Raw genomic sequence first — 25,746 nt, 5'->3', positions numbered from 1 at the left:
GAAATGAGGACGAAATATTAACGTTTTACTTTCGGGAAAATGCCAGTGGCATTTTGATATAAAATAGAAATAAAAGTGCCAATGTTTAAGGTTAATTCTAGAACAGAGGTTACATATAAAGAGTAAAATAAATTTTCATAGTTTAGTTTTAGGTTTAGGTTGATTGTGGCTTCGGAGTGGTTCCCGAAGCCATCTTTTTTTGTACTAAATTTTAAAAATTGTTTTTACCTTGCAGCTTCAAAAAATAAAAAGTACTTAAGCATATATAGTAATGGCAAAAGCATCAGAAATTAAAACAGGAAACATTCTTCGAGTTAATAACGAGTTGGTTACTGTTGATGAGTGGAATCACCGTACACCGGGTAAAGGCGGCGCTTTTTACACTGGCAAATTTCGTAACATTAAAACAGGTAGATTGGTAGAAGCTCGTATGAATACGGATGAAGCTGTTGAGATTTGCCGTGTAGAAACTAACGATTACCAATATTTATATGAAGAAGGTGATTCTTTAGTAGTAATGGATAACAACAGTTATGAGCAATTTAACGTTGGAAAATCACTTTTTGGTAATGCAATTAAATTCTTGAAAGAAGGAATGACTGTAATTGTTTCTATTGAAAGCGATGAGCCTATTATGGCACAATTGCCAAACTTTGCGGAGTTCGAAATTACTTACTCTGAGCCTGCGGTAAAAGGTGATACTTCTACCAACGCATTAAAAGCTGCAACGCTTGAGAACGGTGTAGAGGTTAAAGTTCCTTTGTTTGTAAACCAAGGCGATAAAATTAAAGTTGATACACGTACTGGCGAGTATGTAGAGCGTGTAAAATAATATTAAGATTTAAGGATTAATAGATTTTCGGATTTATTTTCCTTTATCCTTAAATAAAATTGATGGCTTTGGATAGATTTCCAAGGCCATTTTTTATAACTTAGCACTATTGCTGTCATTCAGAGCGCAGCGAAGAATCTAATTAAACTCCTAGATGTGGCTAACAAATCAACTCTTAGAAAACAAGCACTAGAACAAAGAAAAGCACTATCTGAAGATGAGTTTTTAGTGATGAACCAGTTGCTTTTGGCACAGTTTAAAACTTTGGACTTTGCTGATGTTATGAGTATTCACGTTTTTTTGCCAATTGTTAAAAAGCGAGAGCCAGATACGTTTTTAATGATTGATTGGTTGCAGGAAAATCATCCTTATATCCACATTGTGGTTTCGAGAACAAATTTTGAAGACCACTCTATGAGCCACCATCCTTTTAGTAAAGAAGATTTAGTGGAGAATAGCTATCATATCCCAGAGCCGCAAACAACTACCATTTTTGAAGGTAAAATTGATATGGTGCTGGTGCCTTTGTTGGCTTTCGACAATAGGGGCTATCGGGTTGGTTACGGCAAAGGTTTTTATGATAGGTTTCTTTCTGGAATTGAAACATTAAAAGTTGGGATTTCGCTATTTGAAGATCAGAATGAGGTTATTTCTGATGTGCACGAAGATGATGTTCGATTGGATTTTTGCATTACGCCTAGGCGAGTTCATCAGTGGTAGAGCCATAATTCTACATTAAATCTTTTTTATACCTTTGAATTCATTTCAAACAACAATTATGGATAAGGACTTTAGAATTACTACGGCGAAGCAATATGAAGATACCATGATTGCTATGTTTGAGTTGCAAGAGCAAGAAGAACCTTTAACCGCAAAGGAGCTGGCCGATATCGAAATTATGGCTAAGGCTGCTCAACGTTACGAAGACGAGGAACTTTAGTTAAACGCAAAAACGGCCCTTAATAATGCGTATCTACCCGGGATATTGTAATTTGAAGATGTAAAGGAGTTTGCATCTATAAAATAAGTACCAAAGGTTTTGATATTAGTAATATTGTTTAGACCAAACTCAAAGTCGGTTTTTATTTTTTGCAGCTTATATTTTAAATTCACGTCTGTAAAGAGGTAGTTTAAATTTTGCTGGCTTTCTTGATTTATAAAGATATGGTTAGCGCTTAAACTAAGAGTTAGTCTTTTTAATAGGGTTGCATCAAGTTTCGAAATTTGCCTCAGTTGTTGCATTTTAAAATTTTGTATCCCATTGGTAAAGCTATTTGTGCGTACATAACTAGAGCGTAATACCCAGGTCACATTTTTCAAAATTTTTGCACTTGTGCTTATCCCAACATTGGTACTATTATTTTGAAAGGGAAAAAGAATGTGATTTTGCAGTTGTTCTCCACTGCTTTGGATTAGACCAATATCTAATGAAATATTTGTTTTTAAATCGATGAGATATTTACCAATGCTGCCGTTTAACGTGAAATTTGATATACTATTTTTAAATGGTATTGAATTGCGGGTTTGTATGCTATTGGTTATCACATTTTCAATAATATTATCTAAAAGGATATTAGTATAAGTTGTCTGTATATTCGCAAAAAACATATTGCTAGCTTTCTGATAGCGATAGTTAGCGGACATTCTTTGGGTTTTGGCGGAAGGCAACGGAATGTTGTTCGCAATAATTGAACGATAGCTTTTTAAAGTGTTACCGCCGTAAATATCCTCTATGCTACCTATAGTTTGATTAAAGCTATAGGACAACGTTAGCTTGTTTTCTTGGTTAAATTCTTGGTCTAGTCTTATGGAAGGATTTGCTAAAATGCGGCTAAGAGCGTTGGAGTTGCTGTAGTTCACTAGGTTTAAACTAATTGGTACGCGTAGTGCTACATGCGTAGTTCTTGCCTTATAATCTAGTCCAGGATTTATGTAAACCTTAAACCTATTCCATATTATGTCGTTAACGCCGTTAGTAAATGGGGTAGTTTGGTTATTGTTCTGAACGGTTTCTAAATTAGAATTGAAATCGATGTTTTGGTAAGAAAACCCAATTTGGTACGATTGCGTAATTCGATTTTTTAGCGTGCTATAGGTGATATAGTTGTTAGTAAAAAAGCCGGGAATACTCGTTTGTTGAGCAAGTTCCTGATATGGATTGTTCGAGTTTAAGGCGAACTCGTTTATGCCTGGAGTGATGCTCAACAGCTCTGCTTGGGTGTTGTACTCTACATACGAACTTAAATCTAGTATAACGCCAGACTTTAACGTTTGCAGATATTTTAAGTTGTTTATCAAATTAAGTCTTTTTTGATTTAGTTGCTGGTTAAAGGGCTTTTGAACACTCGTGATTGAAGAAAGATGCTGGTTTGGCAAATGGTTAATTGTTAAACCGTTGTTAACGTAATGGCTAATCGCATTATCAATGAAATTAAATTGACTGTAAAGACTTTGTTTTCTGGCTCTATTATTTTGCAGCTCGCCAAAATTGATAGTTTCATTGGGTAGGGTAATTACGCTACTCTAATTGTTATTTTGTGATTGATTATCGTATAGGTAATATACGTTTGCCTTTAGCTGTTTTTCAGCATTAAGTTTAACCAAGTTATTGGTGTTTATAATGGCAGAATTATTGAACAAAAATCTGTTTTTTGGTAAATATGGAGGCGAACCAATACCGGTTGATAATTGGAAGTTGGGCCTGTTGTTTTCGGACGAGTTAACGTTGAGATTGCTGTTGTGCGATATGATATCTTCGCTAAGATCATTGCCTATATTGTTTAATGAAATGTTATCCAGGAACTTAAATTTTTGCTTAAAAAGTATCAGGTCAATGTTTTCATCGTATCTATTGGGCAGGCCAGCAGCTAGTTGGGCATTGCCCATAACTTTTAGCTTGGCGGTTTTATCAATCACTAGATTAATGGCAACATCATTGCTCAAATTGTTTTTTTGAAGCATTTTTATAGGCTGGTCGTGGTCTATAACTTGTATTTTAGCAACAACCTTGTGCGGAATGCTTTTTGTGCCAATATTATATTTATCGTCCAAAACATTATCTCCATCTATATAGAGTTGGGTAATTGCGGTATTGTTGTAGGTAATTTTTCCATTTTCAGCAACATTTATACCTGGCATTTTTTTCAACACATCGCCAATACTACGGTCGTTTTCGTTGGCAAAATCGGCAGTACGGTAATTTAGGGTATCACCTTTTTGGCTAATAATAGGCTTGTGTTTAACATTTACCCCAGCTAGATTAATTGTGGCCTCCTTTAGAATGAAGTTATAAAGAATTTGCCCAATTTTATATATCAAAGTAGCGTGTTTAAAACCCAAGCCTTTCGCCTCAATAGTTACGGTGTCGTTTTTGTTTAAAGAAAGCGTGTAACTTCCTAGATTGTTTGTCTTGGTAAAATGTAATATAGTGTTCTTTTTTTTTACAGAAATGGTAATATTAGCCAAAGGTCTGTTTAATGTGTCTGTTACGGTACCAGTTATTTTTATTTGAGCATAAGAAATGTTTATACACATTAGAAAAGTGAAATAAATCGCTAATACGAACTTTTTCATTATTTTTTCACAGACAACTCAATAGGATTATTTATTTTTTTATAACTTAAACCTAGCATGTCGTCCGCATTATCAGGGAAACCACCTGTGGCGGTTAGTTGGGCAACGTAAAATCCCTTTGGGTCCTCGTACATAGAGGCTTTCAGCTTTGATAGTTCGCTTTCCTTAATTTTGTTTACTTTTTTAGGTAGCTCTATTATATCATCTTTTTGCGAGGCTTGTAACGAGTTCGCTGGCGAAATAGCCTTATCAACACTTTCAAAACCATTAAAAATAAATTCAATCTCCCTCCTTTCATCGTAAGCTTCTACAATCAATCCAGGCAAGCCTTGAAGTTTCCAAGGTCCAGTTTCAAAAGGCAAGTCGGCTGCAAACCAGGCTATCCATTGACGACCTTTAAACAATGCGGTAGCTTTTTGTGCGTTAAATTTACCTATAGTTTTATTCTCAGATGTTAATGTCCAATTTACATCTTCTAGTGGTTGCTCGTATATATAATACCTAATTAAAAACTCCTTAACTATACGCTTTCGATCAGTTATGAAGTGGTAAATATCCTCGGTAAAGATTTTGCGTAAGCCACTAAATTTATGAACTGGAGGACCGTCTCCAGTCCAATTTTTGGTTTGTTCTTGTTCTTGTTTCTTAATTTTCTCACCCTGAGCAATCTTATCGAAACTGCTAAAAAGGGAAGCTTTTGCGCAACTGATAAAACCATGTTTTCTTTATAAACACTGTCTCTATTCAAAGTATCCCGTTTATGTTGCATGGTATAAAAAACACGGGCAATGACTTTGTCAGCGTCCTGCGCAAGAGCAACACCATTGACTAACACGCAAAAAAAATAATATTAAATTTTTCATCAGTAATTCCCTATAGTTTTTCAATATGAAACCCATCATCTCTTTTTGATAATCTGGAAGGGTAAATAGACTTAAATCCTAAATTCATCATCAAATTTGCAGTATCAAGAACTACGTTTTTATAATCTAAGGCATCATTTGCAATGGAGTTCTTAAATAGTTTTAAATCTTCAATTGATGTGAAAATATAAAGTGTCTCTTGGTTTTTGTAGTTTTTGTTGAAATTCATTTGCGCTTCGCTGATGCACCCAGAACAGCCCACTCCCGGTATGATTATTATTTCTTTGAACTCTTTTTTCAAGATCGGTTTGCCATCTAAAAAACTCTCAAATTGGCTCTTATCAATGATGTCAATTTTTTCTTTTTGAGGCTTGGTTTGACAAGCGGATAAAACTACCGAAAGAGCAAACGTGATAATTATTATTCTCAATATCATTTTTTTACGAGTTTAAACAAATCATAAATTATTTTCGTGTTATCTTTTTGATAGGCGCTTCTATCCATTACATGTAAACCATTAGCGGTGATGAAAAAGTTTGCGACCATATATCCTTTAGGAAAATCGAAATAAGATAAGACCTTAAAGTTTTTGTCCATTGCGTACATAGCGTAAGAAATATTACCTATTTGCGTGCCTGGCATGCGCACGAAGCGATAATAAATATCTCTATATTTGTCGTAAACGATGCCTATCAATGCATGTTTATCGTCGCCATAAGCATTATTTTCTGCGTTGGTAAACTTTGCATGTGTCGCAATTGGGCCCATTGGTGTAATTAAATTAGCATATTTACTGTCTACACTAATGAATTTAGATTTTCCGTTATCTAGATTTATAACTTGTAATTCTTCTGAAAACAGAGGTGCAACAACAACAGTGTTCTTGTTTTGTGTAAAATTATAGCTGTTCATATTTCCATAAAAGGATGTTTTAGCTTTTGCCGACAATTTACCCATATAGCTCACTTTGTTTTCGAAAGTTGTTTTTCTAAGTGGACCGCTGTTAAGGTAGTACGGTGAGTTGACATCTAAACCAGCTCTGAAAAGAAATAAACCAGTAGAGTAGATAGCATTTTTATATGCTATAATCGGTTTAAACTTTCCATCAACAGAAACTAAGTCGATATTTTCTCTTGGCACATCTTTAAGCTCTTTTAAGATTTTACCGTATTTATCTATGAGTAAAAACTTTGTTGGCCAAGCATCGTATATCAAAAACGTACCATCAGCGTTTTTTTTAAAACTACTAATGCCAAAGCCTTTAGCTTTTATGTTATGTTTAAACGTTCCCGTATTTAAATCGAATATCTCGATAGAAGAGCTGGGACTTTCTACAGAGCGCAAAAATTCATTATTCTCCTCATCAACAAGGTTAAACAAAGAATTAAACCCTTGTTGCTTGTTCAATTGAAATGAGTAGGCATTTTTAGACACTTCAAAGCTGTACTTTGTTTGTGCCTTAGTTTTTTGGAGGTTTAGTAGCAATAATAATTGCAAAATTAGGCATATGTTGTTCATTAGGGTAGTGATATGGAATTGGAAGTTTAAATTTATCCAACGGAAACCGTTGGATAAATTCTGTTAAGGGTTAGTTTCTGGAGCTACTTCTTCCCAACGAGTGCCTGAACAGTCGCCTAGGTAATCTCTGCTCACACACTTAAACCCACCTTCGTCTTGATTTTTAACACACAACCCAGATCCTCCTTCTCGGGGATTACAAAAAGTTTCGACAACTGTTGTTTGCATAAATGCAAATGCCGAGCCGGCAACCGCCAATATTGTAGCGGATAAAATTAGTTTCTTTTTCATAGTTAGAGTTATTGATAAATGCCTACTCTATTAAAGATTTTCGACTTACTCTTGCTGTTTGGCCAAACATTAAATCAAACTTAAATCTGTAACCGAAAAATTCAAAACCTTTTTAGTCTCAAAATACGAGGCAAAAAATTCAAAATAATAAATTTTGGGTGTTAATATTTTTTATATTTATATGTACAGTAAGATATTTTGAATTAACCTCCTACCACCTATGAAAAAAGAAACAGGAAATGTCCTAAAGGCTATAAGAATGTCTTTTGGGTATAAGCAAGAATATGTTGCCCGTAAAGTTAATATCAGCAAAAGCTTATTAGGGCATATAGAAAACGGAAGAATTGAACTTGGCGTTGAAAGATTATATATTTTAGCAAAATTTTATAATGTATTGCCACAGCAGCTATTTGGACTTAGTGTAGAGCTCTATGAAAATAAAGAAGAAATTAGCCTAGATAATGTAATCAATAGTATTGTGAAAAGATAATCTAAAACAGCTTAACAAAATCGCTAATCAAATAAGCAATCGTTTTACCGATGGTTTCATCTTTTCTACCATCATTAAGTTGATAAGCACCTTCGCAAATGTGTAAATAAACAAAGTCTTTCTTTAGTTGAAGCAAAAGTCGTCTTACTTCATTTAAGTCAAATCCACTTGGTGTGGTAGCACTAGCCAATGTATTAGCTATGCAGTCTAAATCAATTTCCAGTCCAAGGGGCGATTTGACGTCTTTTAAGAGCTTTTCTGCTTCTGTGCGGGTGCTAGTTCGTTCTTTTAGTAAATCATCGAAATAAAGCGCTTTGATGGCTTCGTTATTGGAGATATAATTTAATTGGGCTTCACTAATGTAGTTTTGATGCAAACCGAAGATGCGATATTGGTTTAAGTAGTCATCTTTAATCGCTGTACTAAACCCGTTTCCACTGTGCCTACCTTCTTCCGTATTACGTAAATCGGTATGTGCATCAATATTTAATACATTGATTTTTTCTTTTAACGCCAAAGAAGTTCCTTTAATAATTGGGTAACAGTTGTTATGTCCACCGCCAATTACAATAGGAATTTTTCCAGCTGATACGATTGCTTGAATTACTGGACAAACTAAATCATCAATTTCGGCAACGGCCTTTCTAAGCACTTCAATATCAGTTGCATTATTCTCTGGAATATTAAATTCGCCAAGCACTAAAATATCTTCTCCTTTGAGAAATTGGTTCTGTTGCAGGTTGAGGAATGTTTTTAGTGCAGGTTTCCAAGCGGTTTGTGCACCACCGATACCGTAATTTGCTCTAACACCAATATCTTCTGGAATGCCCAACAGGACGAATTTTGCAGTTGAATTTTTTAGGTAGTCTAATGAGATTGCTTCGTCGCTTCTCTCCTCGCAATGACGATAAAACGCCACTTTTTCGCCCAATTTAGTTTCACCTTCACGTTTGTTAACTAAGGTCAAAATATCGCCCTGCGAAAAAATGTGGAAGCTAGCCATTGTAAATCTCTCCGTTTAAAATTACCGTTTCTACCTCGCTTTGACCAAAACTATAAGGCAAATAAGCTAAAGAACTCATAGGTCTGGTAATAAACAAATTTGCTTTTTTGCCAATGGCGATGCTGCCAACCTCGTTGCTTAATTCCATTGCTGCGGCTCCGTTTAGTGTTGCGGCGTTAATGGCTTGCTCTGGTGTCATTTTTAGTTTGATGCAGCCTAAGGAAACCACAAAATTCATATTTCCAGATGGCGTAGAACCAGGATTATAGTCGCTTGCTAAGGCAATAATGGCATTGCTGTTAATTAATCCTTTAGCATTAGCAAATGGGATGTTGATGTAAAAGGAACAAGATGGCAACAAAGTAGCAATGGTTTCACTTTCGCTTAACGCTTCTAAAACTTGCTCGTCGGTTTCTTCTAAATGGTCTACAGAAATAGCTTGATGTGCAATTCCTGTTTGAACAGCCCCAGAGATCGACAATTGGTTAGCGTGAATTTTAGGCTTTAAGCCATAATTAGCTGCAGCAGTTAAAATTTGGGCTGTTTCTTCGTTAGAAAAGAAGCCCTTCTCACAAAACACATCAATATAATCTGCTAAATTTTCTTCGGCAACTTTAGGTAAAAGCTCGTTGATAATTAAATCGATATAACCTTGATGGTTTTCCTTAAACTCTGTTGGATAAGCATGAGCAGCCAACAAAGTTGCTTTAATTGGAATTGGGAATGCTTGCTTTAACCTTTTAATTACCCGAAGCATTTTCAGCTCGCTTTCTACCGATAACCCGTAACCACTTTTAATTTCTACAGCGCCAGTTCCTTGTTTAATCATATCCTTTAAACGGATGCTGGCACTTTCAAATAATTCGTCTTCGCTAGCTTTCTGCAGTTTATTGGCCGAATTTAAAATTCCACCGCCGGCAGCAGCGATTTCCTCGTAAGTTTTACCTGCAATTTTTAACGTAAACTCTTCTTCACGAGGTGCTGCAAATACAATGTGTGTATGACTATCACACCAAGATGGGAATACGAAGCGACCTTCTGCCGAGATTTGAGAATTTAGATTAGAGATTTGAGAAGGCATATCGCTCATCAACCCAAAATCCTTAATTAAGCCATCTTCTAGCAACAACCAAGCATTCTCTAAAATAGGAAGCTTTTTTAATTCGCTGCCGCGAAGAAAAAGTTTTTCCTTCGGATGGATGCCAACTAGGCCTTTGATATTGGTAATGAGCATATTTGGTTACGGGTTATGAGTTGCGAGTTGTGTGTTATTGGTTTGGGCTCGTAACCCATAACATTTAACGTAACTCAATTTAATTCAAGCAAAATAGGGCAGTGGTCGCTGTGCAAGGCATCAGGTAAAATGCGTACATTTTTTAACCTGCTTTCCATTTCTTTAGTGCTTAAGTGGTAATCGATACGCCAGCCCAAGTTTTTGCCTCTTGCACCTGCACGATAGCTCCACCAGGTGTAATGGTGTGGGTCTTGGTTAAAATGACGGAATGTATCTATAAAACCATTATTGATGAAAAGCTCCATCCATTCACGTTCTTCTGGTAAAAATCCAGATGAATTAGCGTTAGATTTTGGGTTGTGAATGTCAATCGCCTTATGGCAAATATTGTAATCGCCGGAGATGATTAAGTTGGGATAGCTTTTTCTCAGTTCGCCAATGTAACCATCAAAAAACTTCATGAACTCGTATTTTTTCACCTGTCTTTCATCGCCGCTAGAACCAGATGGAAGATAAACGCTCATCAATGAAAAATCTTCGAAATCGGCTCTTAAAATTCGGCCTTCAGCATCAATCCAAGGTTCGCCGCAGCCAAATTCTACATGCTTTGGTAGCACTTTAGTAAGAATAGCTACACCACTATATCCTTTTTTCTCTGCCGGAAACCAATAATGATGGTAACCTAATTGTTCGATTAAAGCTAAAACCTCAGGAATTTGCTCTTTTAATGCTTTTACCTCTTGCAAGCAAACCATGTCGGCATCTGTTGCTTGTAGCCAGGTAAATAAACCTTTGGTTGCTGCGGCACGAATGCCATTTACGTTGTATGATATGATTTTCATTTATGCTGTGTTATGATTTAATGGCTTTAGCCATTCTTTCTTGTGCTTTTTTCAATTCCTTCTCCAATTTCCTCGCTTCGCGTTTTTTTAATATTGTAACCGTCATTTTCACATCTTCTTTTGGTCTGTCTGCCGTTGCTGTTTCTACGCTGGCAATACGGTCAATCATTTCTAATCCCTTTACCACTTCTCCATACGCCGTGTAACTTCTATCCAAATGTGGTGTGCCGCCAATGGTTTTGTACACTTCACGTTGGTTAGCCGGTATTTTATGTTGCAGACGGTTTTTTTCTACTTTATCCAATTGCTCGTCTGTAAAAACTTTGCCTTGCACTAAATAGAACTGACTGCCACTAGAAGCTTTTTCAGGATTGTTGTCTCTAGCTGCTGCCAAAACTCCCTTTTTGTGGAAAAGACTGTCTCTAAATTCAGCGGGCACGGTATAGCCTGGTCCACCATCACCCAACATTGCGTCTAGAGTAGCATTTTTGGAGTTTGGGTCACCGCCCTGTATCATGAAATCCTTAATCACCCTGTGAAAAATTGTACCATTATAATAGCCTTCTTTAGCTAGTTTTAAGAAATTATCTCGATGTAAGGGCGTTTCGTTATATAGCCTAACAATGCATTCGCCTTTGGACGTTGCAATTTTAATATATTGATATTTTGGCTTTGCAGCGTAGGCGAAACTGCAACAAAATAAGAGGCAAATTAATAGAAGTTTTTTCATGACGAATTGAATTTCTGCTAAGTTATTTAAAAAATATAACTGTTTAAATTTAGATGCTTGATGATATTAAACATTAAGAAGTTAAGATACTTTAAGATTGACTTTTAATACTTAATTTTCTTAATACCTTAATGGTTAAACAAATTATTGTCTGCCTAAAGTTGAATTATCACCTCTAGTTTTAAGCGCAAGAAATAATTAGCTACTTTAGTAATCAATGAAGCTGTACATCAAAAATATGGTATGCGACCGCTGCAAAATGGCAGTAGAAACGGTGTTCGATAAACTGGATTTAAATCCCACCAATGTGGTTTTGGGAGAAGTTGAGTTACGAGAAGAAAACCTTTCTGACTTAAAATATCAAGATGTAAAAGCGGCTTTGGAGAACTTAGGTTTTGAGTTGTTGGAGGATAGAAGGAAGGCTGTTGTGGCTCAAATTAAAGCTGCGATTGTTGAATTAGCTCACTATAGCAAAGAACCTTTGAAGGTAAATCTATCAGATTATTTGAGCGAAAAACTGTCCGCTGATTACACCTCGTTAAGCACTGCTTTTTCGGTGGAAGAAAAGAACACGATTGAGCATTATTACATCCAACAAAAAATAGAGAAGGCTAAAGAACTGCTTAGTTACGGCGAGTTGACGCTGAGCGAAATTGCATTCCAATTGAATTACAGCAGCGTTGCTCATTTGTCGGCGCAGTTTAAAAAGGAAGCAGGATTAACACCATCGCAATTTAAGCAGGATTTGAAACGCCAGACTTTGGATAAAATTTAGTTTCCGGCAGATTTTCGCTGATGAATTCCGCAGATTGGAGGGGATTTTTAACCAATCTTTCAGTTCATACATTCTAAAAGAGGAAATTCAATTCTCCTTAAATCTGCGGTTAAATCTGTGTAAATCTGCGGGCAAAAACTGAAATAGCAGCTTTCCTTTCTTATCATACATCAACTTTTCGCTCAGTTGTCTGTTCTAACTTTGTGTTCAAATAGTTGAGACCCAAATCCTCACATTTAAAAATTCAAAGACATGAAAAGATTATTCTTATTTTTATTAGCAACAAGCTTAAGCGTAGCAACGTTTGCTCAAACAAAGTGGACGGTAGACCCAATGCACTCTTTCGTAAACTTCTCGGTTAAACATTCGGGAATTTCATTTGTAGACGGAAATTTCAAGAAGTTTGAAGGTGGTTTTATTTCATCTAAAGCCGATTTTTCTGATGCTAAGATTAGTTTCACGGCAGATGCAGCGAGTATTAATACTGGTGTAGAGCAAAGAGATAACCACTTAAAATCGGATGATTTCTTTAACGCAGAGAAGTTTCCTAAGCTTGCTTTCGAAAGTACTTCTTTCAAAAAAATTAAAGGCAACACCTATGCTTTGGCGGGAAAACTAACCATCCGTGATGTAACGAAAAATGTGGTTTTTACAGTTGTTTTTGGTGGAACAGCTAAAGACCAACAAGGAAATACTAAAGCTGGGTTTTTAGCTACTACTAAAATTAACCGTTTAGATTACAACGTAAAATATGACCCAACTGGTGCTGGTATTGCTAAAGACGTAAATATTACGTTGAATTTGCAATTTGCACAGGCGAAGTAAGCTTGTTTTGCCACGGATGCACAGATATCATTATTGATAACTTAAAAAATAAATCTGTGCATCTGTGGCTAATAAATAAAACAAAATGAACACACTAAATCAATTCAAGAACTTTACTTCCAACCTATCACAAAGTGATGTGATGCCGGCTTTATTTATGGGCCACGGTTCACCAATGAACGGCATTGAAGTAAACGAATTCAGTACAGATTGGGCAAATATGGCTAAGTCCATTGCGGTACCTACTGCAGTTTTAGTAGTTTCGGCACATTGGTTTACTAATGGAACCAAAATTACAGCAATGGATTTTCCGCCAACCATTCATGATTTTGGTGGTTTTCCGCAGGAACTGTTTGATGTACAATATCCAGCTCCTGGAAATGCAGCGCTGGCTAAAGAAACCGCAGACTTAATTACAACGACCGGAGTAGAACTTAACCACGATTGGGGTTTGGACCACGGCGCTTGGACGGTAATTAGACACATGTATCCAAATGCTGATATCCCGGTTTTGCAGCTGAGTATCGATTATACAAAAGGTGCTCAATACCATTACGATTTGGCAAAGGAAATATCCGCCTTGCGTAAAAAGGGAGTGCTAATTTTAGGTAGTGGAAATATGGTGCATAACCTCCGTATGCTGAGTTGGGAAATGATTAACGGCGGTGGTTACGACTGGGCAAATGAAGCCAGCGAAAAATTCAAATCTGCAATTTTGAACAAAGACCACCAGTCGCTCATTAATTTTGAGCAAATGGGAAGTGATGTGCGTTTGGCCATCCCAACACCAGAGCATTATTTGCCCTTAATGTATATTTTAGGTTTGCAAAGCGATAAAGAAGAAGCTTTGTTGTTTAATGATAAAGCCGTTGGAGGTTCTTTAACCATGACTTCAGTGAAAGTGGCCTAAGCGAATTTAACTTTTTGCTCTAATTCTGCTGAGCGAAACATGTGTAATGCCCAAATAAGAGGCGATATGCCCTAAAGATACCCTTTGCAAAATAGAAGGAGATTGCGTCATTAAATCGTGGTAGCGATCTGTAGCGGTTTTAAATTGTAGGCTCATAAAACGTTCTTCGGTTTTGAGCAATTCCTGTTCTAGAAATTTACGGCCCCAATTTGCTAGGTGAATGTTTTGGGAAAATAAGGTCTTTATCGCTTTGCTTGAAATTCTGTAGAGCATACTATTTTCCAACAGTTCTATACTTTCGTAACCGGGTTTGTCTTTAAAGAAACTGAGGTACGAAAGTATCATATCACCTTCTTCGCCAAACCAAATTGTAGTTTGTCCTTTAGCGGCATCTATGTAAGCCCTGGCAATTCCCTTTTCAATGAAATAGATATAATGCTCAATTTTACCTGCGTTAATCAAGATCTTTCCTTTTTTAGCTTCAACTCTTTCAAAAAGAGACAAAAGCAAATCTTTTTCTGTTAATGGCAACAGAAAAATTTCATCTATTTTATTGGATTTAATGGTCAAGGGCAAAGATTTTATAGCACAATTTAAAATTTTTATGCGAATAGTGTAACCTATTTTTTTTTGCTGTTGTCATAATTCACAGAACACGGTTCGTATCAATTGAATATTTAACAAAAAATTATAAAAACCATGAGTGGAGAATTAGTAGCCATCACAATGTTTGTTGGCGCATTTGCATTAGTTTTTGGCATCAGATATCTTATCAATAAAGAAAAGATGGCCATGATTGAAAGAGGGATTGATCCAGGGTTAAGGGTAAGGAAATCGACCCCAAGACCTTTTATAAGCTTGAAATTTGGCTTGTTGATGGTAGGAATAGGATTAGGACTATTGGTGGCGTTGTTTACTGTAAGAGGCTTGTTTGGAAGCGATATGACCAATGCAGAAGAAGGCCAAGCGGTAGCGGTGTATTTTGGAAGTATCTTTATCTTCGGTGGCTTAGGCTTAATCAGCTCTTATGTGATCGAGAAGAAATGGCTTGATCAGCAACCATAACGAGATTTATTATAGCAGCATTAAACTTGCGAAGTTTTTAAAACTTCGCAAGTTTTTTTGTTTAAAGCTATTTTTTCTTGCGCTTCACTGCTTTTAAAAAATGAATTAAAACCGCTTCGTCATTCTTTAGCGCTTTCTTTTCATCTTTTTCTGTGGTGGCGATTTTTTTCAAATAAAGCTGTAAATCTCCTGCTTCAAAAGCTTCCAGTAAAATTGGATATACATAGGCGCTTTTACACACTGCACGAGTATTTCCGAGTTTTGCAGCCACACAATCTAGTGCTTTAACTACCAACTTCTTCGCAGCAATTTCCGGGGTTTCGCTAGAGCAAACGGCCAACTGGCGCATTGCTTCTAAAGTTCCGCCCCAGGTACGAAAATCTTTTGCAGTAAAATCATCTTCCGTTATTTCTCTAATGTATTGGTTAATCATGCCAGAATCAACAGCTTTCCGTTCATTATCGTTAGTATAAAACTGGAATAAATCTTGGCCAGGCATGTCCTTACATTTTTTCACCATTTTGGCTAGACTTTTATTGCTCAATTTTATTTCTTGTTTCACACCTTTTTTGCCCACAAAGCACAACGTTGCAGTACTGCCTTTTTCTTTAAAATGCTTGTCTTTCAAAGTGCTTAAACCGTAACTGTTGTAGCTTTTTTCGTAAATGGAGCTCCCAATTCTGATGAGTGTTTCTTGCAAAACTTTCACACAAATGGCCAAAACCTTACGTTCGTCGAAGTTTCTACGCTTCAGATCTTTTTCTACTTGCTTACGGGCTTTTGGTAGGGCTTTTCCAAATTCTAACAGCCGGAAATATTTATGATCGGAGCGTCTATTTACCCATTCGGGATGGTAGCGATATTGTTTTCTGCCAGCTACATCTGTACCGATGGCTTGTAGGTAACCATTCTTTTTGGGAGAAATCCATACGTTGGTCCAAGCTGGCGGCAGTACTAACTTTTGGATACGTTCTAGCGCTGCTTCATCGGTAATCTTATCGCCTTTATGGTCTTCGTACTTGAACTTTCCGGGTTCACCTTTTCGGTAAATACCACCGTTTTCTGGGCTTACAAAAACTAAAGGACTGTTATTAATGATATCAGCTGTGCTTACCATGATTTTATATTTATGGCAACAACAATAAAGAGTTGAAAAAGGTTTTACACGACTTTGTCATCCCGAGTTTCGAGGGATCTATTTCTGAACAGCTTTATCTTAGGTCCTTCACTAACGTTCAGGATGATTTAATTACTGCGGCTTCGATAAAATAGCTACAGTTAATCTACTTACACAGTTCATCTTGCCTTTATCGGTGTATAGTTTGATCTCCCAAAGATGTGTTTTGCCGCCAATATGCAGTGGTTTGCAAATACCTTTAACAAATCCAGAACTTACCGGACGAATGTGATTGGCATTTACTTCTAAGCCAACAGCAATATGCTTATCAGGATTGATGCACATATACGAAGCAATACTGCCCAACGTTTCTGCCAACACCACCGAAGCACCACCGTGCAAAATTCCCGCTGGCTGGTGCGTACGTTCGTCTACCGGCATGGTAGCCACTAAAAAATCTTCGCCCACTTCGGTAAATTCTATCCCTAGCAAAGCACCAATGTGATTTTTAGGTCGGCTGTTGAGCATTTCGGGAGTAAATTCTTTAAACCAAATCATAAATTAAGCAATATGCCACAATACACAGATTTTCATTTTTAAATATCTGTGCATCTGTGGCTAGTTTAAATATCTTCCTACAATTACATTTTTATGGTGCATTACGTGGCCAGCTAAGATAAAAACTAATGCCCTAACCGATATGGGATTGCCATTTGCATTGCCAGATCTGTTTAATTCTTCTTCGTTAAGCGAATTAATGAGATGCATATTCGATTTTCTCAGCCATACAAATTCTTCGCACAGGCTTACTAAACTTCTATCTTTAAAGTGCGCATTTGTTACGTAATCATTTTCGTCAAAGCCTGGCAAAGCCGATTTTTCTGCTCTTGCAAAGCTGGTTAAGCGAAAAACCATAATGCGTTCAGTATCGATGATATGCCCAAACATCTCTTTGATAGTCCATTTTCCTGGCGCATAGGCATAGTCTGCTTTATCAGCATGTTCCTGTACAAAAGCGGCGAAATTTTCGGCCTGCGTTTCCAAAATATGCAACACATCACCATCAACTAAGTCGATATAGCCTTTATACCACTGAGGGTAATCCTGTATTTGTGGTGGGTTCATAAGTAATGCTACTTTTTAAAATAATCCTAAATGTTGTGCCTTTTCCCATTTCCGAGTCTTTCACGAAGATTTGGCCCCGATGATAGTTCTCTACAATCCTTTTAGTTAAAGTTAAACCCAAGCCCCAACCTCTTTTTCTGGTTGTGTAGCCTGGTTGAAAAACAGTATCGAATTTAGAGCGAGGAATGCCCTTTCCTGTGTCGGTTACATCAATCAGCACCTCTTCTTTAGCTAGGTTTTCAATAATATTGATGGTGATGGTACCATCGTTATCTATGGCATTTACTGCGTTTTTAAGCAAATTTTCAATCACCCAATCAAAAAGCGGTGCCGAAAGCATTGCCCTTACTTGCGTATCTCCAGTAATCACAAAGTTGATTTTGTCTGATGCCCGAACTCTGAAATACTGTACAAAATTATTGATGATGATGTGAACTACATGATCTTCCAATATCGGCATCGAGCCAATTTTAGAAAAACGATCTGCAATAATCTCCAATCGTTGAATGTCATTTTCCATTTCGGCAACCAGCGGGTCGTCTTCGGCATCAAATCTAGATTTAATAAGTTCTACCCAAGCCATTAGCGAAGAAATTGGCGTGCCCAACTGATGGGCGGTTTCTTTAGCCATACCCACAAATTCTTGATCTCGCTCTGCTCTTCTTGCTGCACTAAAACCAACGTAAGCCGTAATTAAGAAAAGTGCAATTACGCCCAATTGTATGTAGGGGAAATAACGCAGTTGCGTAAGGATATTTGAATCTTTGTAGTACACAATCAGCTCTTCATCTTCAAAACCTTTCATTTTTGCTGGCGGATGTTGGGCTTTCATCTTGTTGAGTTGCTTTACAAAATAGAGCGAGTCGTAAACTTTGGTTTTATCGGTGTCGTAGTAAGTTTTGGTGGTGTCTAATCCATCCCAAGTATAAATGGAGCCGTCTTTTTTAGTAATGATGACATCCATTTTGGTGTTCTTTTTAATCGTTTCTATGATACCGCTCAACTGTGGATTATCGTACATCGTCATCCTAATCTCCAGCACTTTCACAAAAAGCTGAAACTGCGCTGCCTCTTCACGTTCCATCTTTTTCACGAAAAAATCGGAGTAGAAAACCGATGCAGCACCAATAAGTGCAGCAAACATCAACAAAAACAATTTCCAACGCTTTTTTTTCTGATACGGATTCATGTTGTGCCAAATTACAATATCAGAACGGAAAAACTACAAAACCATTACGCTTTTTCGAAAAGCTTAATCAAGATGAAAAACATATCTTTGCAGCGTCTTGCGTTAAGCGCATGGCGATAAGCGAAATAATGCTTTACGCCTAACGCTCTACGCCAAACGATTAAACACAATCATGAGTAAAGAAGTTAGAGTTAGATTTGCGCCAAGCCCAACTGGAGGTTTGCATTTAGGAGGAGTTAGAACAGCCCTTTTCAATTATCTTTTTGCTAAAAAACATAATGGTACTTTTATTCTAAGAGTAGAAGATACCGACCAAACTCGCTTTGTAGAAGGCGCAGAGCAATATATTGTAGACTGTTTAGAATGGTGTGGCATTGCTCCCGATGAAAGTCCGCAGAAACCAGGAGCATTTGGTCCTTACCGCCAGAGCGAACGTAAACCTAGCTACCGCCAGTATGCAGAGCAGCTTGTTGCAAGTGGTTACGCTTATTACGCTTTCGATACTCCCGAAGAATTAACAGCCAAGAGGGCAGAAGAGCCTAACTTTTTGTACGGACAAAAAAGCCGTATGCAAATGCGCAACTCGCTTACTTTAACACAAAGTGAAGTAAGTGAACTATTAGCTCAAAATGCACCGCATGTAATTCGTATTAAAATGCCTACCGATGAGCAGGTAACGTTCACCGATATGATTAGAGGCGTAGTAAGTTTTGATACGAATTTAGTTGACGATAAAGTTTTGCTAAAAGCTGATGGTATGCCAACTTATCACTTAGCAGTGGTGGTAGATGATAAAGCAATGGAAATTTCGCACATTTTTAGAGGTGAAGAATGGTTGCCTTCTGCACCAATTCACCTACTGCTTTGGAAATATTTGGGTTGGGCAAACGAAATGCCTGCTTGGGCGCATTTACCATTAATTTTAAAGCCAGATGGCAACGGAAAACTGAGCAAGAGGGACGGAGATAGATTAGGTTTCCCTGTTTATGCCATGAACTGGACTGACCCGAAAACTGGCGATTTAACAAAAGGATTTAAGGAATTAGGCTTTATGCCAGAAGCTTTCGTCAATCTTTTAGGTGTATTAGGTTGGAACGACGGAACTGACAAAGAAATTTTCTCATTGGAAGAACTGAAAGCTAGTTTCTCTGTAGAAAGAGTAAGCAAAGCTGGTGCAAAATTCGATTTCGAAAAAGCCAAGTGGTTTAACCACGAGTGGATTAAGTCGTCGAGCGTTGAGCGTTTGGCGTTAAGCGTTAAAAAAGAACTAGATAAAGCAGATATAGAAGTTGCCGATGAACAAAAGCTGATACAAGTGATTGAGCTTGTAAAGGATAGATGCACTTTATTACCCGATTTCGTAACACAAACTGCATACTTTTTTGTTAGTCCATCCGAGTATGATTCTGCAGCGGTAAAACCAAAATGGAACGTAGAAAAAGCAGCTTTTTTTACAGCATTTGCTGATACTCTAGATATCGAACTAAGTGCTTTAGAACTGGAAACTAGTTTTAAGGCCTTGGCAGAAACACACGGTTTAAAGCCAGGAGAAGTAATGTTGCCGTTGCGTATTGTGTTAGTAGGCGGTAAATTTGGCCCGGGTGTTTTCGATATCGTAAAGTTGTTAGGAAAAGAAAAAACTCAAAAAAGAATAGCCAAAGGTATTGCCGAATTTAATTTATAAATTGGTAATACAATTTAAACATCTTAAACTATGCAGTGGTTCGGTAAAGGCAGCAACAACATGGAAGACGGTCGCGGTGGCGGCGGTGGAAAAGTTGCTCTTGGTGGTGGTATCGGTATCATCATCGTTATTATTGGTTTGTTTTTAGGAAAAGACCTAACAGGCTTGGTAAATCAGCTGCCAATTACTTCTGAACAAACTGAGGTGAAACAAGGCGTACCAGCTGGCGATGAGCAAGCGCAATTCGTTTCCGGGGTGCTAGAATCAACGGAGATTGTTTGGGAACAGCAATTTAACCAACTTGGCTTGCAATATCAACAACCAAAATTGAGGTTATTTGAAGGCGGCGTACAAACGGCTTGCGGTGGCGCATCTTCTGCGGTTGGCCCATTCTACTGCCCTGCAGATAGTAAAGTTTACATTGATCTTTCTTTCTTCGAAGAACTAAAAAACCGCTTTGGTGCAGCTGGAGATTTTGCGCAGGCTTATGTGATTGCTCATGAAGTTGGTCACCACGTACAGAACTTGCTGGGTACTTCTGAAAAAGTACAAAGTGCCCGCCGCAGCTTAAGTGAAACGGAGTACAATAAGTTATCAGTAAGTTTGGAATTACAAGCAGATTTCTACGCTGGCTTATGGGCTTATCATGCACAAAAACTTGATAACTTCCGACTTGATCCTGGAGATTTAGAAGAAGCCTTAACTGCTGCAAATGCCATAGGCGATGATAAGTTACAAAAGCAAGCCACAGGCGAAGTTGTTCCAGATTCGTTTACACATGGTACTTCGGCACAACGCATGTACTGGTTCAAAAAAGGATTCGAAAGTGGCAATTTTAACCAAGGAGATACTTTTAACAACCGCCAATAGCCATACGCCTATCAAAACCATAAGTTGTAAATAAAATTCATATCCAATCATTTTTATTTACATTTGAGAATGATCTTACTTGTTGACGATACTCCAGAGAACTTAATTTCTTTGAAAAACGTTCTCGAAAAACATGGTTTTGAAGTAGATACCGCCAATTCAGGAGAAGAAGCGCTAAAGAAAGTGCTTAAAAACTCATATGTACTCATTATTTTAGATGTACAAATGCCAGAAATGGACGGATTTGAGGTAGCCGAAGTAATTTCTGGCTATAGCAAAGCAAAAGAAACGGCAATTATTTTCCTCTCTGCTGCAAATACCGAGTTTCGATTTATTGCCAAAGGTTACTCTTCTGGCGGTTTAGATTATATCACGAAACCCGTTGATATCAATATTCTGCTATTAAAAATTAAAACCTTTTATCGTATTTACGAACAAAGCCGTAAGCTTAACGAGGTGCAAAAGGCACTCTTAGAGGAGATCGAATTTAGAAAAGAGGCAGAAAGAAAAAAGGATGATTTCATCAGTATTGCTAGTCACGAATTAAAAACACCATTAACTAGTGTAAAAGGCTACATACAGCTTTTGGAACGGGGCTTAAGTAAAGGTGATATCGACAACGTTAAAAGCCACTTATCAAAAGCGCAAGTTCAGTTAGAAAAGTTGAACGGTTTAATTGCCGATTTATTAGACATTTCTAAGATCGAAAGTGGCAAGCTCAAATTCAATAAACAGTATTTCGATATCGATCCTTTGTTGGATAGCATTATTGAGGTGATCCACCAATCTAATCCAGATTTCAAAATCATTAAGGAAGGCAAAGTAAATGCAAAGGTTTTTGGCGATGAAATGAGGATTGAACAAGTGGTGGTTAATTTTTTAACCAATGCCATCAAGTACTCGCCAGGAACAACCGAGGCCCACATGAAAGTCCGTTTGGAAAACAACGAGCTTTATTTGGGGGTAAAAGATTCTGGAATAGGAATGCAGCCGGAGCAGGTACAACGAGTTTTCGAAAAATTTTACCGTGTAGAGGAAACTTCTCACCGCTTTCAGGGTTTAGGTATTGGCCTTTACATCTCTTCTGAAATTATCAAAAGACATGGAGGTAAAATTAACGTTAAATCCGTTTATGGCGAAGGCTCCGAATTTTATTTTACCATACCGGTAGATCAACTAAACACTGAAGTTTAACAGCATATTATTTATAGATGAAACTATCCTTAAAAACTAACCTGCGTATTGGTTTAGGAATTTCCCTGCTACTTTTAATCATCACCTCGGTGGCCTCTTTTGTAAGTATTAAAAACTTAATAAAAAGTGCCGATATGGTGGTAGAAAGTAATGCCATCATCAACGATGTTGACAATGTAGTGTCGATGCTGAAAGATGCTGAAACCGGACAGCGAGGCTTTTTATTAACAGGAAATACTGCTTTTTTAGACCCGTACGAAAGAGGGATTAAAAGAACAGACTCTCTTTTCGCTATCGTGATGGGGGCTACAAAAGACAATGCATTTCAGCAGGGAAAGTTGAAGGAGCTAAAATCTATCATTGGCAAAAGGATGGAGATTTTGGTGAGCACCATAGAAACTAAACGCCAACGAGGAACAGTTTTAGAAAAGACACTTTTGGAAGGCAAAGTCTACATGGACGATGCCCGCAAGATAATTAGAGAAATTAGGTTAGAAGAAAAAAGATCCTTAGCCGAAAGAACAGCCGAAATGAACACTTTGGCGGGTTTCTCTCCTATTTTGATCGTAATTGCTGCGGTGCTTTCTGTTCTTAGTACGGTGTTTTTCTATCAAAAAGTTAGTTCAGAGTTTAATGAGCGTGTATCATTGTTTCAGCAATTGCAGCATGTTAATGAAGATACAGCGAAGAGAATTGATACCATTAAGAGCATTGCACATCAAATTTCTTCGGGCAATTATAAGGTCAGACTACACGAAACGTCTAAAGATGGTTTAGGTAGTTTATCGGGCTCATTAAATAGTATGGCCGAGTCTTTACAGCATTCGTTTACGCTTTTGGAAGATAAAGATTGGATGCAAACTGGCGTGGCCGTTCTTAACGATAAAATGGTTGGCGACAGAGATGTGGAGAGCTTAGCTAAAGATGTGCTTACCGCCGTAGTAGAACATACAAAAAGTATGGTTGGCGCCTTCTACATTTTAGAAGAAGACCAACATTTGCATTTACTTACCGGATATGCTTTAGATTTTAACGAAAGCAGAAAAAGAATTGCCATTGGCGAAGGCTTGGTGGGTCAAGCTTTTCAATCGGAGAAGCTAATTTTACTGGAAAAAGTGCCAAACAACGAAGCGACCATCAGCTATGCTACAGGGCAGACTAAACCTACAAATGTGGTGGCTTTTCCAATTATGAGAAATGGCTTGGTGCTGGGTGTTATCGAATTGGCCACGGTAAATGCATATCCGCAGCGTAAGTTAGATTTCATGGACCACGTTTCTACCAATATCGGTATTGCTGTTAACGCGGCACAGAATAGAAAGAAACTGCAAGATTTCCTAGAAGAAACACAATCGCAGGCCGAAGAATTGCAAGCACAGCACAGCGAGTTAGAAGCGCTAAATGCAGAACTAGAAGCACAAACCCAAAAAATACAAGCTTCGGAAGAAGAACTCCGCGTACAACAGGAAGAACTGCTACAAAGCAATCAGGAATTGGAAGAAAGAAGCAGTCTGTTGGAAGAAAGAAACCAACTAATTTCTGAGCGTAACCAAGAAATTAAGCTAAAAGCAGAGCAGCTGGAACAAAGCACGAGATACAAATCGGAGTTTCTGGCAAACATGTCTCACGAGCTGCGCACACCGCTAAACTCAATTTTATTGCTTTCTAAACTGATGTCTGAAAGCGAAGAGCTGCAAAAAGAATACACAGAATATGCGTCGGTTATTCAAAGTTCTGGTCAAGGTCTATTAAGCTTAATTGATGAAATCCTAGATCTTTCTAAGATTGAAGCTGGTAAAATGGAGTTGGAGATTGGTAATGTTCGGATAGATGAAGTTACAGCAGATATTAGGTCGTTGTTCATGCCTATTGCAAAAGATAAACACCTGGATCTAGTAATCGGTGTTTCTGGTGATGCTCCAGCAAGCTTCACAACCGATAAAATGCGGTTGTCGCAAATCTTGAAAAACCTTTTATCTAACGCATTTAAATTTACCTCTCAAGGTAGAGTAAGCATGTCTATCGGATATCATGAGAAAGATGATATTTTAACCTTCGCAGTTGCAGATACTGGCATTGGTATTCCTAGAGAAAAACAAGGCTTGGTGTTCGAGGCTTTCCAACAGGCAGATGGTTCTACACGACGCAAATTTGGCGGCACAGGCTTAGGTTTGTCAATTAGCAAACAGCTTGCAAAACTTTTAGGCGGTAACATTAAGTTAGAAAGTAAAGAAGGAGAGGGAAGTACTTTCACACTTACCATACCAGCTACCTTTGATGAAAGAAACGAAGCAATTTTCTCTGAAGATACACCCCTAATCGAAGAAGAGAAACCAAAAGTAATTGCTCAAGAGGAGCGTTTTGTTGTTTCTAAAATTCCGGCAGATGTAGAAGATGACAGGGAGAATATTACTTCTGAAGACAAAACAATTCTAATTGTTGAAGATGATACCTACTTCGCCAAAACGCTACTAGATTTTACCAGAAAACGTAGCTATAAAGGTTTAGTAGCTGTTCGTGGTGATGTAGGTGTAGAAATGGCATTGAAGTACAATCCATTGGCTATTTTGCTAGATATTCAATTGCCAGTTAAAGATGGATGGCAAGTAATGGACGAGTTAAAATCGAATCCGTTAACAAGACATATTCCGGTACACATCATGTCTTCGCTTTCGGCAAAGAGAGAGAGCTTGCAAAAAGGAGCGGTAGATTTCATCAACAAACCTTTTGCTTTAGAGCACATGAAACTGATTTTTGAAAAGCTGGAATATGCCTTAAGTAAAAATCCTAAAAAGGTGCTAATTGTTGAAGAAAATAAGCAACATGCACAGGCTTTAAGCCATTATTTGGGCACGGCAAACTTGCAGACTATTGTGGCCTCTAACATCAATGAAAGTATAGAAGCGCTACAACGTAAGGAAGTAGATTGTGTAATTCTAGATATGGGAATTCCAGACAAAACGGCCTACGAAACCTTAGAAACGATCAAGAAAAGTGATGGATTAGAAAATCTTCCAATCATCATCTTTACTGGTAAAAATCTTTCTAAAGGCGAAGAAACTAGGATAAGACAATATGCCGATTCAATTGTGGTGAAAACTGCGCATTCTTACCAACGTATTTTAGATGAAGCTGCGGTTTTCTTACATCTGGTAGAAGAAAAGGGAAATAAGGGTAAGCAGCCAAGTAAATCGGAAACGTTACCAAACGTAGCCGATGTACTGAAAGATAAAGTTGTGCTTATTGCCGATGATGATGTGAGAAACATTTTCTCGCTAACTAAAGCTTTAGAGCCTCATAAAATGAAGGTTTTACCAGCAACTGATGGCAAGGAAGCTTTGGCAGCTATTAAAGCAAATCCAAACGTTGATGTAGTTTTAATGGATATGATGATGCCCGAATTAGACGGCTACGAAACTACCAAACAAATTAGGGCAATGGCGCAGTATAAAAACTTGCCAATATTGGCAGTAACCGCAAAAGCGATGATGGGAGATAGAGAAAAATGTATTGCCGCGGGTGCATCTGACTATATCTCGAAACCAGTAGATATAGATCAATTGATCTCATTGTTAAGAGTTTGGCTTTACGATAAACTTTAATTGTGTAAATAAAA

27 protein-coding genes are annotated in these 25,746 nt (G+C 37.6%); 12 read left to right on the top strand and 15 right to left on the bottom strand.

What is annotated here, in order from left to right:
• Positions 1-271 precede the first annotated feature (271 nt).
• The 3 genes from efp (at position 272) to AC23ME_RS01990 (ending at position 1,772) form a co-directional block, all read left to right on the top strand.
• Entirely contained in the window at positions 272-832 is a 561-nt protein-coding gene (gene efp, locus AC23ME_RS02000) for an elongation factor P (RefSeq protein ID WP_487726073.1), read from the top strand.
• A 156-nt stretch (positions 833-988) separates the two neighbouring features.
• Positions 989-1,552: a 5-formyltetrahydrofolate cyclo-ligase gene (locus tag AC23ME_RS01995; RefSeq protein WP_487726072.1), complete on the top strand. Its 564-nt coding sequence runs from the start codon at positions 989-991 to the stop codon at positions 1,550-1,552.
• A gap of 58 nt (positions 1,553-1,610) precedes the next feature.
• Positions 1,611-1,772: a hypothetical protein gene (locus tag AC23ME_RS01990; protein WP_487726071.1), complete on the top strand. Its 162-nt coding sequence runs from the start codon at positions 1,611-1,613 to the stop codon at positions 1,770-1,772.
• Here AC23ME_RS01990 and AC23ME_RS01985 read toward each other — a convergent pair.
• The 6 genes from AC23ME_RS01985 to AC23ME_RS01960 all read right to left on the bottom strand — a co-directional run bounded on the left by AC23ME_RS01985 (position 1,769) and on the right by AC23ME_RS01960 (position 7,077).
• Entirely contained in the window at positions 1,769-3,130 is a 1,362-nt protein-coding gene (locus AC23ME_RS01985) for a hypothetical protein (protein WP_487726070.1), read from the bottom strand. The two genes, AC23ME_RS01990 and AC23ME_RS01985, sit on opposite strands and share 4 nt — an antisense overlap.
• A gap of 225 nt (positions 3,131-3,355) precedes the next feature.
• Positions 3,356-4,405 carry a carboxypeptidase-like regulatory domain-containing protein gene (locus tag AC23ME_RS01980; RefSeq protein ID WP_487726069.1) on the bottom strand — a complete coding sequence of 350 codons (1,050 nt, stop codon included), beginning with the start codon at positions 4,403-4,405 and terminating at the stop codon, positions 3,356-3,358.
• Positions 4,405-5,073 (bottom strand): GLPGLI family protein, encoded by a 669-nt coding sequence (locus tag AC23ME_RS01975; RefSeq protein ID WP_487726735.1) that lies wholly within the window; start codon positions 5,071-5,073, stop codon positions 4,405-4,407. The genes AC23ME_RS01980 and AC23ME_RS01975 overlap by 1 nt, the downstream gene beginning before the upstream one ends.
• A gap of 205 nt (positions 5,074-5,278) precedes the next feature.
• Positions 5,279-5,704 (bottom strand): hypothetical protein, encoded by a 426-nt coding sequence (locus AC23ME_RS01970; RefSeq protein WP_487726068.1) that lies wholly within the window; start codon positions 5,702-5,704, stop codon positions 5,279-5,281.
• On the bottom strand, positions 5,701-6,786 hold the full coding sequence (locus AC23ME_RS01965) for a hypothetical protein (RefSeq protein WP_487726067.1): 1,086 nt from the start codon (positions 6,784-6,786) through the stop codon (positions 5,701-5,703). Before AC23ME_RS01965 ends, AC23ME_RS01970 begins: the two co-directional genes overlap by 4 nt.
• Positions 6,787-6,849: 63 nt before the next feature.
• Positions 6,850-7,077, bottom strand: a complete 228-nt coding sequence (locus tag AC23ME_RS01960) for a hypothetical protein (protein ID WP_487726066.1) — start codon at positions 7,075-7,077, stop codon at positions 6,850-6,852.
• A 220-nt stretch (positions 7,078-7,297) separates the two neighbouring features.
• Between AC23ME_RS01960 and AC23ME_RS01955 the strand changes: the two genes are divergently transcribed.
• A complete protein-coding gene (locus tag AC23ME_RS01955; protein ID WP_487726065.1) occupies positions 7,298-7,567 on the top strand; it encodes a helix-turn-helix transcriptional regulator in 270 nt (89 codons plus the stop codon).
• Position 7,568: 1 nt separating this feature from the next.
• On the opposite strand, the gene AC23ME_RS01950 is transcribed toward AC23ME_RS01955, so the two are convergent.
• From AC23ME_RS01950 to AC23ME_RS01935, 4 genes are all read right to left on the bottom strand, one after another.
• Positions 7,569-8,570: a formimidoylglutamase gene (locus tag AC23ME_RS01950; RefSeq protein WP_487726064.1), complete on the bottom strand. Its 1,002-nt coding sequence runs from the start codon at positions 8,568-8,570 to the stop codon at positions 7,569-7,571.
• Positions 8,563-9,804 (bottom strand): imidazolonepropionase, encoded by a 1,242-nt coding sequence (gene hutI, locus AC23ME_RS01945; RefSeq protein WP_487726063.1) that lies wholly within the window; start codon positions 9,802-9,804, stop codon positions 8,563-8,565. The genes AC23ME_RS01950 and hutI overlap by 8 nt, the downstream gene beginning before the upstream one ends.
• A 74-nt stretch (positions 9,805-9,878) precedes the next feature.
• Positions 9,879-10,646, bottom strand: coding sequence for an exodeoxyribonuclease III (locus tag AC23ME_RS01940; protein WP_487726062.1), 768 nt, complete (start codon positions 10,644-10,646; stop codon positions 9,879-9,881).
• 10 nt (positions 10,647-10,656) lie between these two features.
• Positions 10,657-11,376, bottom strand: a complete 720-nt coding sequence (locus AC23ME_RS01935; RefSeq protein WP_487726061.1) for a peptidylprolyl isomerase — start codon at positions 11,374-11,376, stop codon at positions 10,657-10,659.
• Between the two features lie 217 nt (positions 11,377-11,593).
• Here AC23ME_RS01935 and AC23ME_RS01930 point away from each other — a divergent pair, with 217 nt between their 5' ends.
• The 3 genes from AC23ME_RS01930 to ygiD all read left to right on the top strand — a co-directional run bounded on the left by AC23ME_RS01930 (position 11,594) and on the right by ygiD (position 13,886).
• Positions 11,594-12,151: a helix-turn-helix domain-containing protein gene (locus AC23ME_RS01930; protein WP_487726060.1), complete on the top strand. Its 558-nt coding sequence runs from the start codon at positions 11,594-11,596 to the stop codon at positions 12,149-12,151.
• 252 nt (positions 12,152-12,403) lie between these two features.
• Positions 12,404-12,976 (top strand): YceI family protein, encoded by a 573-nt coding sequence (locus tag AC23ME_RS01925; protein WP_487726059.1) that lies wholly within the window; start codon positions 12,404-12,406, stop codon positions 12,974-12,976.
• 85 nt (positions 12,977-13,061) lie between these two features.
• Entirely contained in the window at positions 13,062-13,886 is an 825-nt protein-coding gene (gene ygiD / locus AC23ME_RS01920; RefSeq protein WP_487726058.1) for a 4,5-DOPA-extradiol-dioxygenase, read from the top strand.
• Between the two features lie 6 nt (positions 13,887-13,892).
• Here ygiD and AC23ME_RS01915 read toward each other — a convergent pair whose 3' ends face one another.
• Positions 13,893-14,456: a Crp/Fnr family transcriptional regulator gene (locus AC23ME_RS01915; RefSeq protein ID WP_487726057.1), complete on the bottom strand. Its 564-nt coding sequence runs from the start codon at positions 14,454-14,456 to the stop codon at positions 13,893-13,895.
• Between the two features lie 129 nt (positions 14,457-14,585).
• Here AC23ME_RS01915 and AC23ME_RS01910 point away from each other — a divergent pair, with 129 nt between their 5' ends.
• Positions 14,586-14,951, top strand: a complete 366-nt coding sequence (locus AC23ME_RS01910) for a DUF6249 domain-containing protein (protein WP_487726056.1) — start codon at positions 14,586-14,588, stop codon at positions 14,949-14,951.
• Positions 14,952-15,018: 67 nt separating this feature from the next.
• Here the strand turns inward: AC23ME_RS01910 and AC23ME_RS01905 are convergent, their stop codons facing one another.
• The 4 genes from AC23ME_RS01905 to AC23ME_RS01890 form a co-directional block, all read right to left on the bottom strand.
• Positions 15,019-16,068, bottom strand: coding sequence for a DNA topoisomerase IB (locus AC23ME_RS01905; RefSeq protein ID WP_487726055.1), 1,050 nt, complete (start codon positions 16,066-16,068; stop codon positions 15,019-15,021).
• A 132-nt stretch (positions 16,069-16,200) separates the two neighbouring features.
• Positions 16,201-16,626 carry a hotdog fold thioesterase gene (locus AC23ME_RS01900; protein ID WP_487726054.1) on the bottom strand — a complete coding sequence of 142 codons (426 nt, stop codon included), beginning with the start codon at positions 16,624-16,626 and terminating at the stop codon, positions 16,201-16,203.
• Between the two features lie 60 nt (positions 16,627-16,686).
• Complete coding sequence (locus AC23ME_RS01895; RefSeq protein WP_487726053.1) at positions 16,687-17,193, bottom strand: DinB family protein; 507 nt, start codon at positions 17,191-17,193, stop codon at positions 16,687-16,689.
• Complete coding sequence (locus tag AC23ME_RS01890; protein WP_487726052.1) at positions 17,153-18,382, bottom strand: sensor histidine kinase; 1,230 nt, start codon at positions 18,380-18,382, stop codon at positions 17,153-17,155. Before AC23ME_RS01890 ends, AC23ME_RS01895 begins: the two co-directional genes overlap by 41 nt.
• A gap of 172 nt (positions 18,383-18,554) precedes the next feature.
• Here AC23ME_RS01890 and gltX point away from each other — a divergent pair, with 172 nt between their 5' ends.
• The 4 genes from gltX (at position 18,555) to AC23ME_RS01870 (ending at position 25,732) form a co-directional block, all read left to right on the top strand.
• Complete coding sequence (gene gltX / locus AC23ME_RS01885; RefSeq protein WP_487726051.1) at positions 18,555-20,066, top strand: glutamate--tRNA ligase; 1,512 nt, start codon at positions 18,555-18,557, stop codon at positions 20,064-20,066.
• A gap of 30 nt (positions 20,067-20,096) precedes the next feature.
• The gene (ypfJ, locus tag AC23ME_RS01880; protein ID WP_487726050.1) at positions 20,097-20,936 is read left to right on the top strand and encodes a KPN_02809 family neutral zinc metallopeptidase; all 840 of its coding nucleotides are present in this window, start codon (positions 20,097-20,099) and stop codon (positions 20,934-20,936) included.
• A 69-nt stretch (positions 20,937-21,005) separates the two neighbouring features.
• Positions 21,006-22,130 carry an ATP-binding response regulator gene (locus AC23ME_RS01875; RefSeq protein WP_487726049.1) on the top strand — a complete coding sequence of 375 codons (1,125 nt, stop codon included), beginning with the start codon at positions 21,006-21,008 and terminating at the stop codon, positions 22,128-22,130.
• A gap of 17 nt (positions 22,131-22,147) precedes the next feature.
• Positions 22,148-25,732, top strand: coding sequence for a response regulator (locus AC23ME_RS01870; protein WP_487726048.1), 3,585 nt, complete (start codon positions 22,148-22,150; stop codon positions 25,730-25,732).
• The last annotated feature ends 14 nt before the right edge of the window (positions 25,733-25,746 follow it).

It is taken from the genome of Pedobacter sp. T50_32, from assembly GCF_057652195.1.
This window is presented reverse-complemented; position numbering and strand designations above follow the sequence as displayed.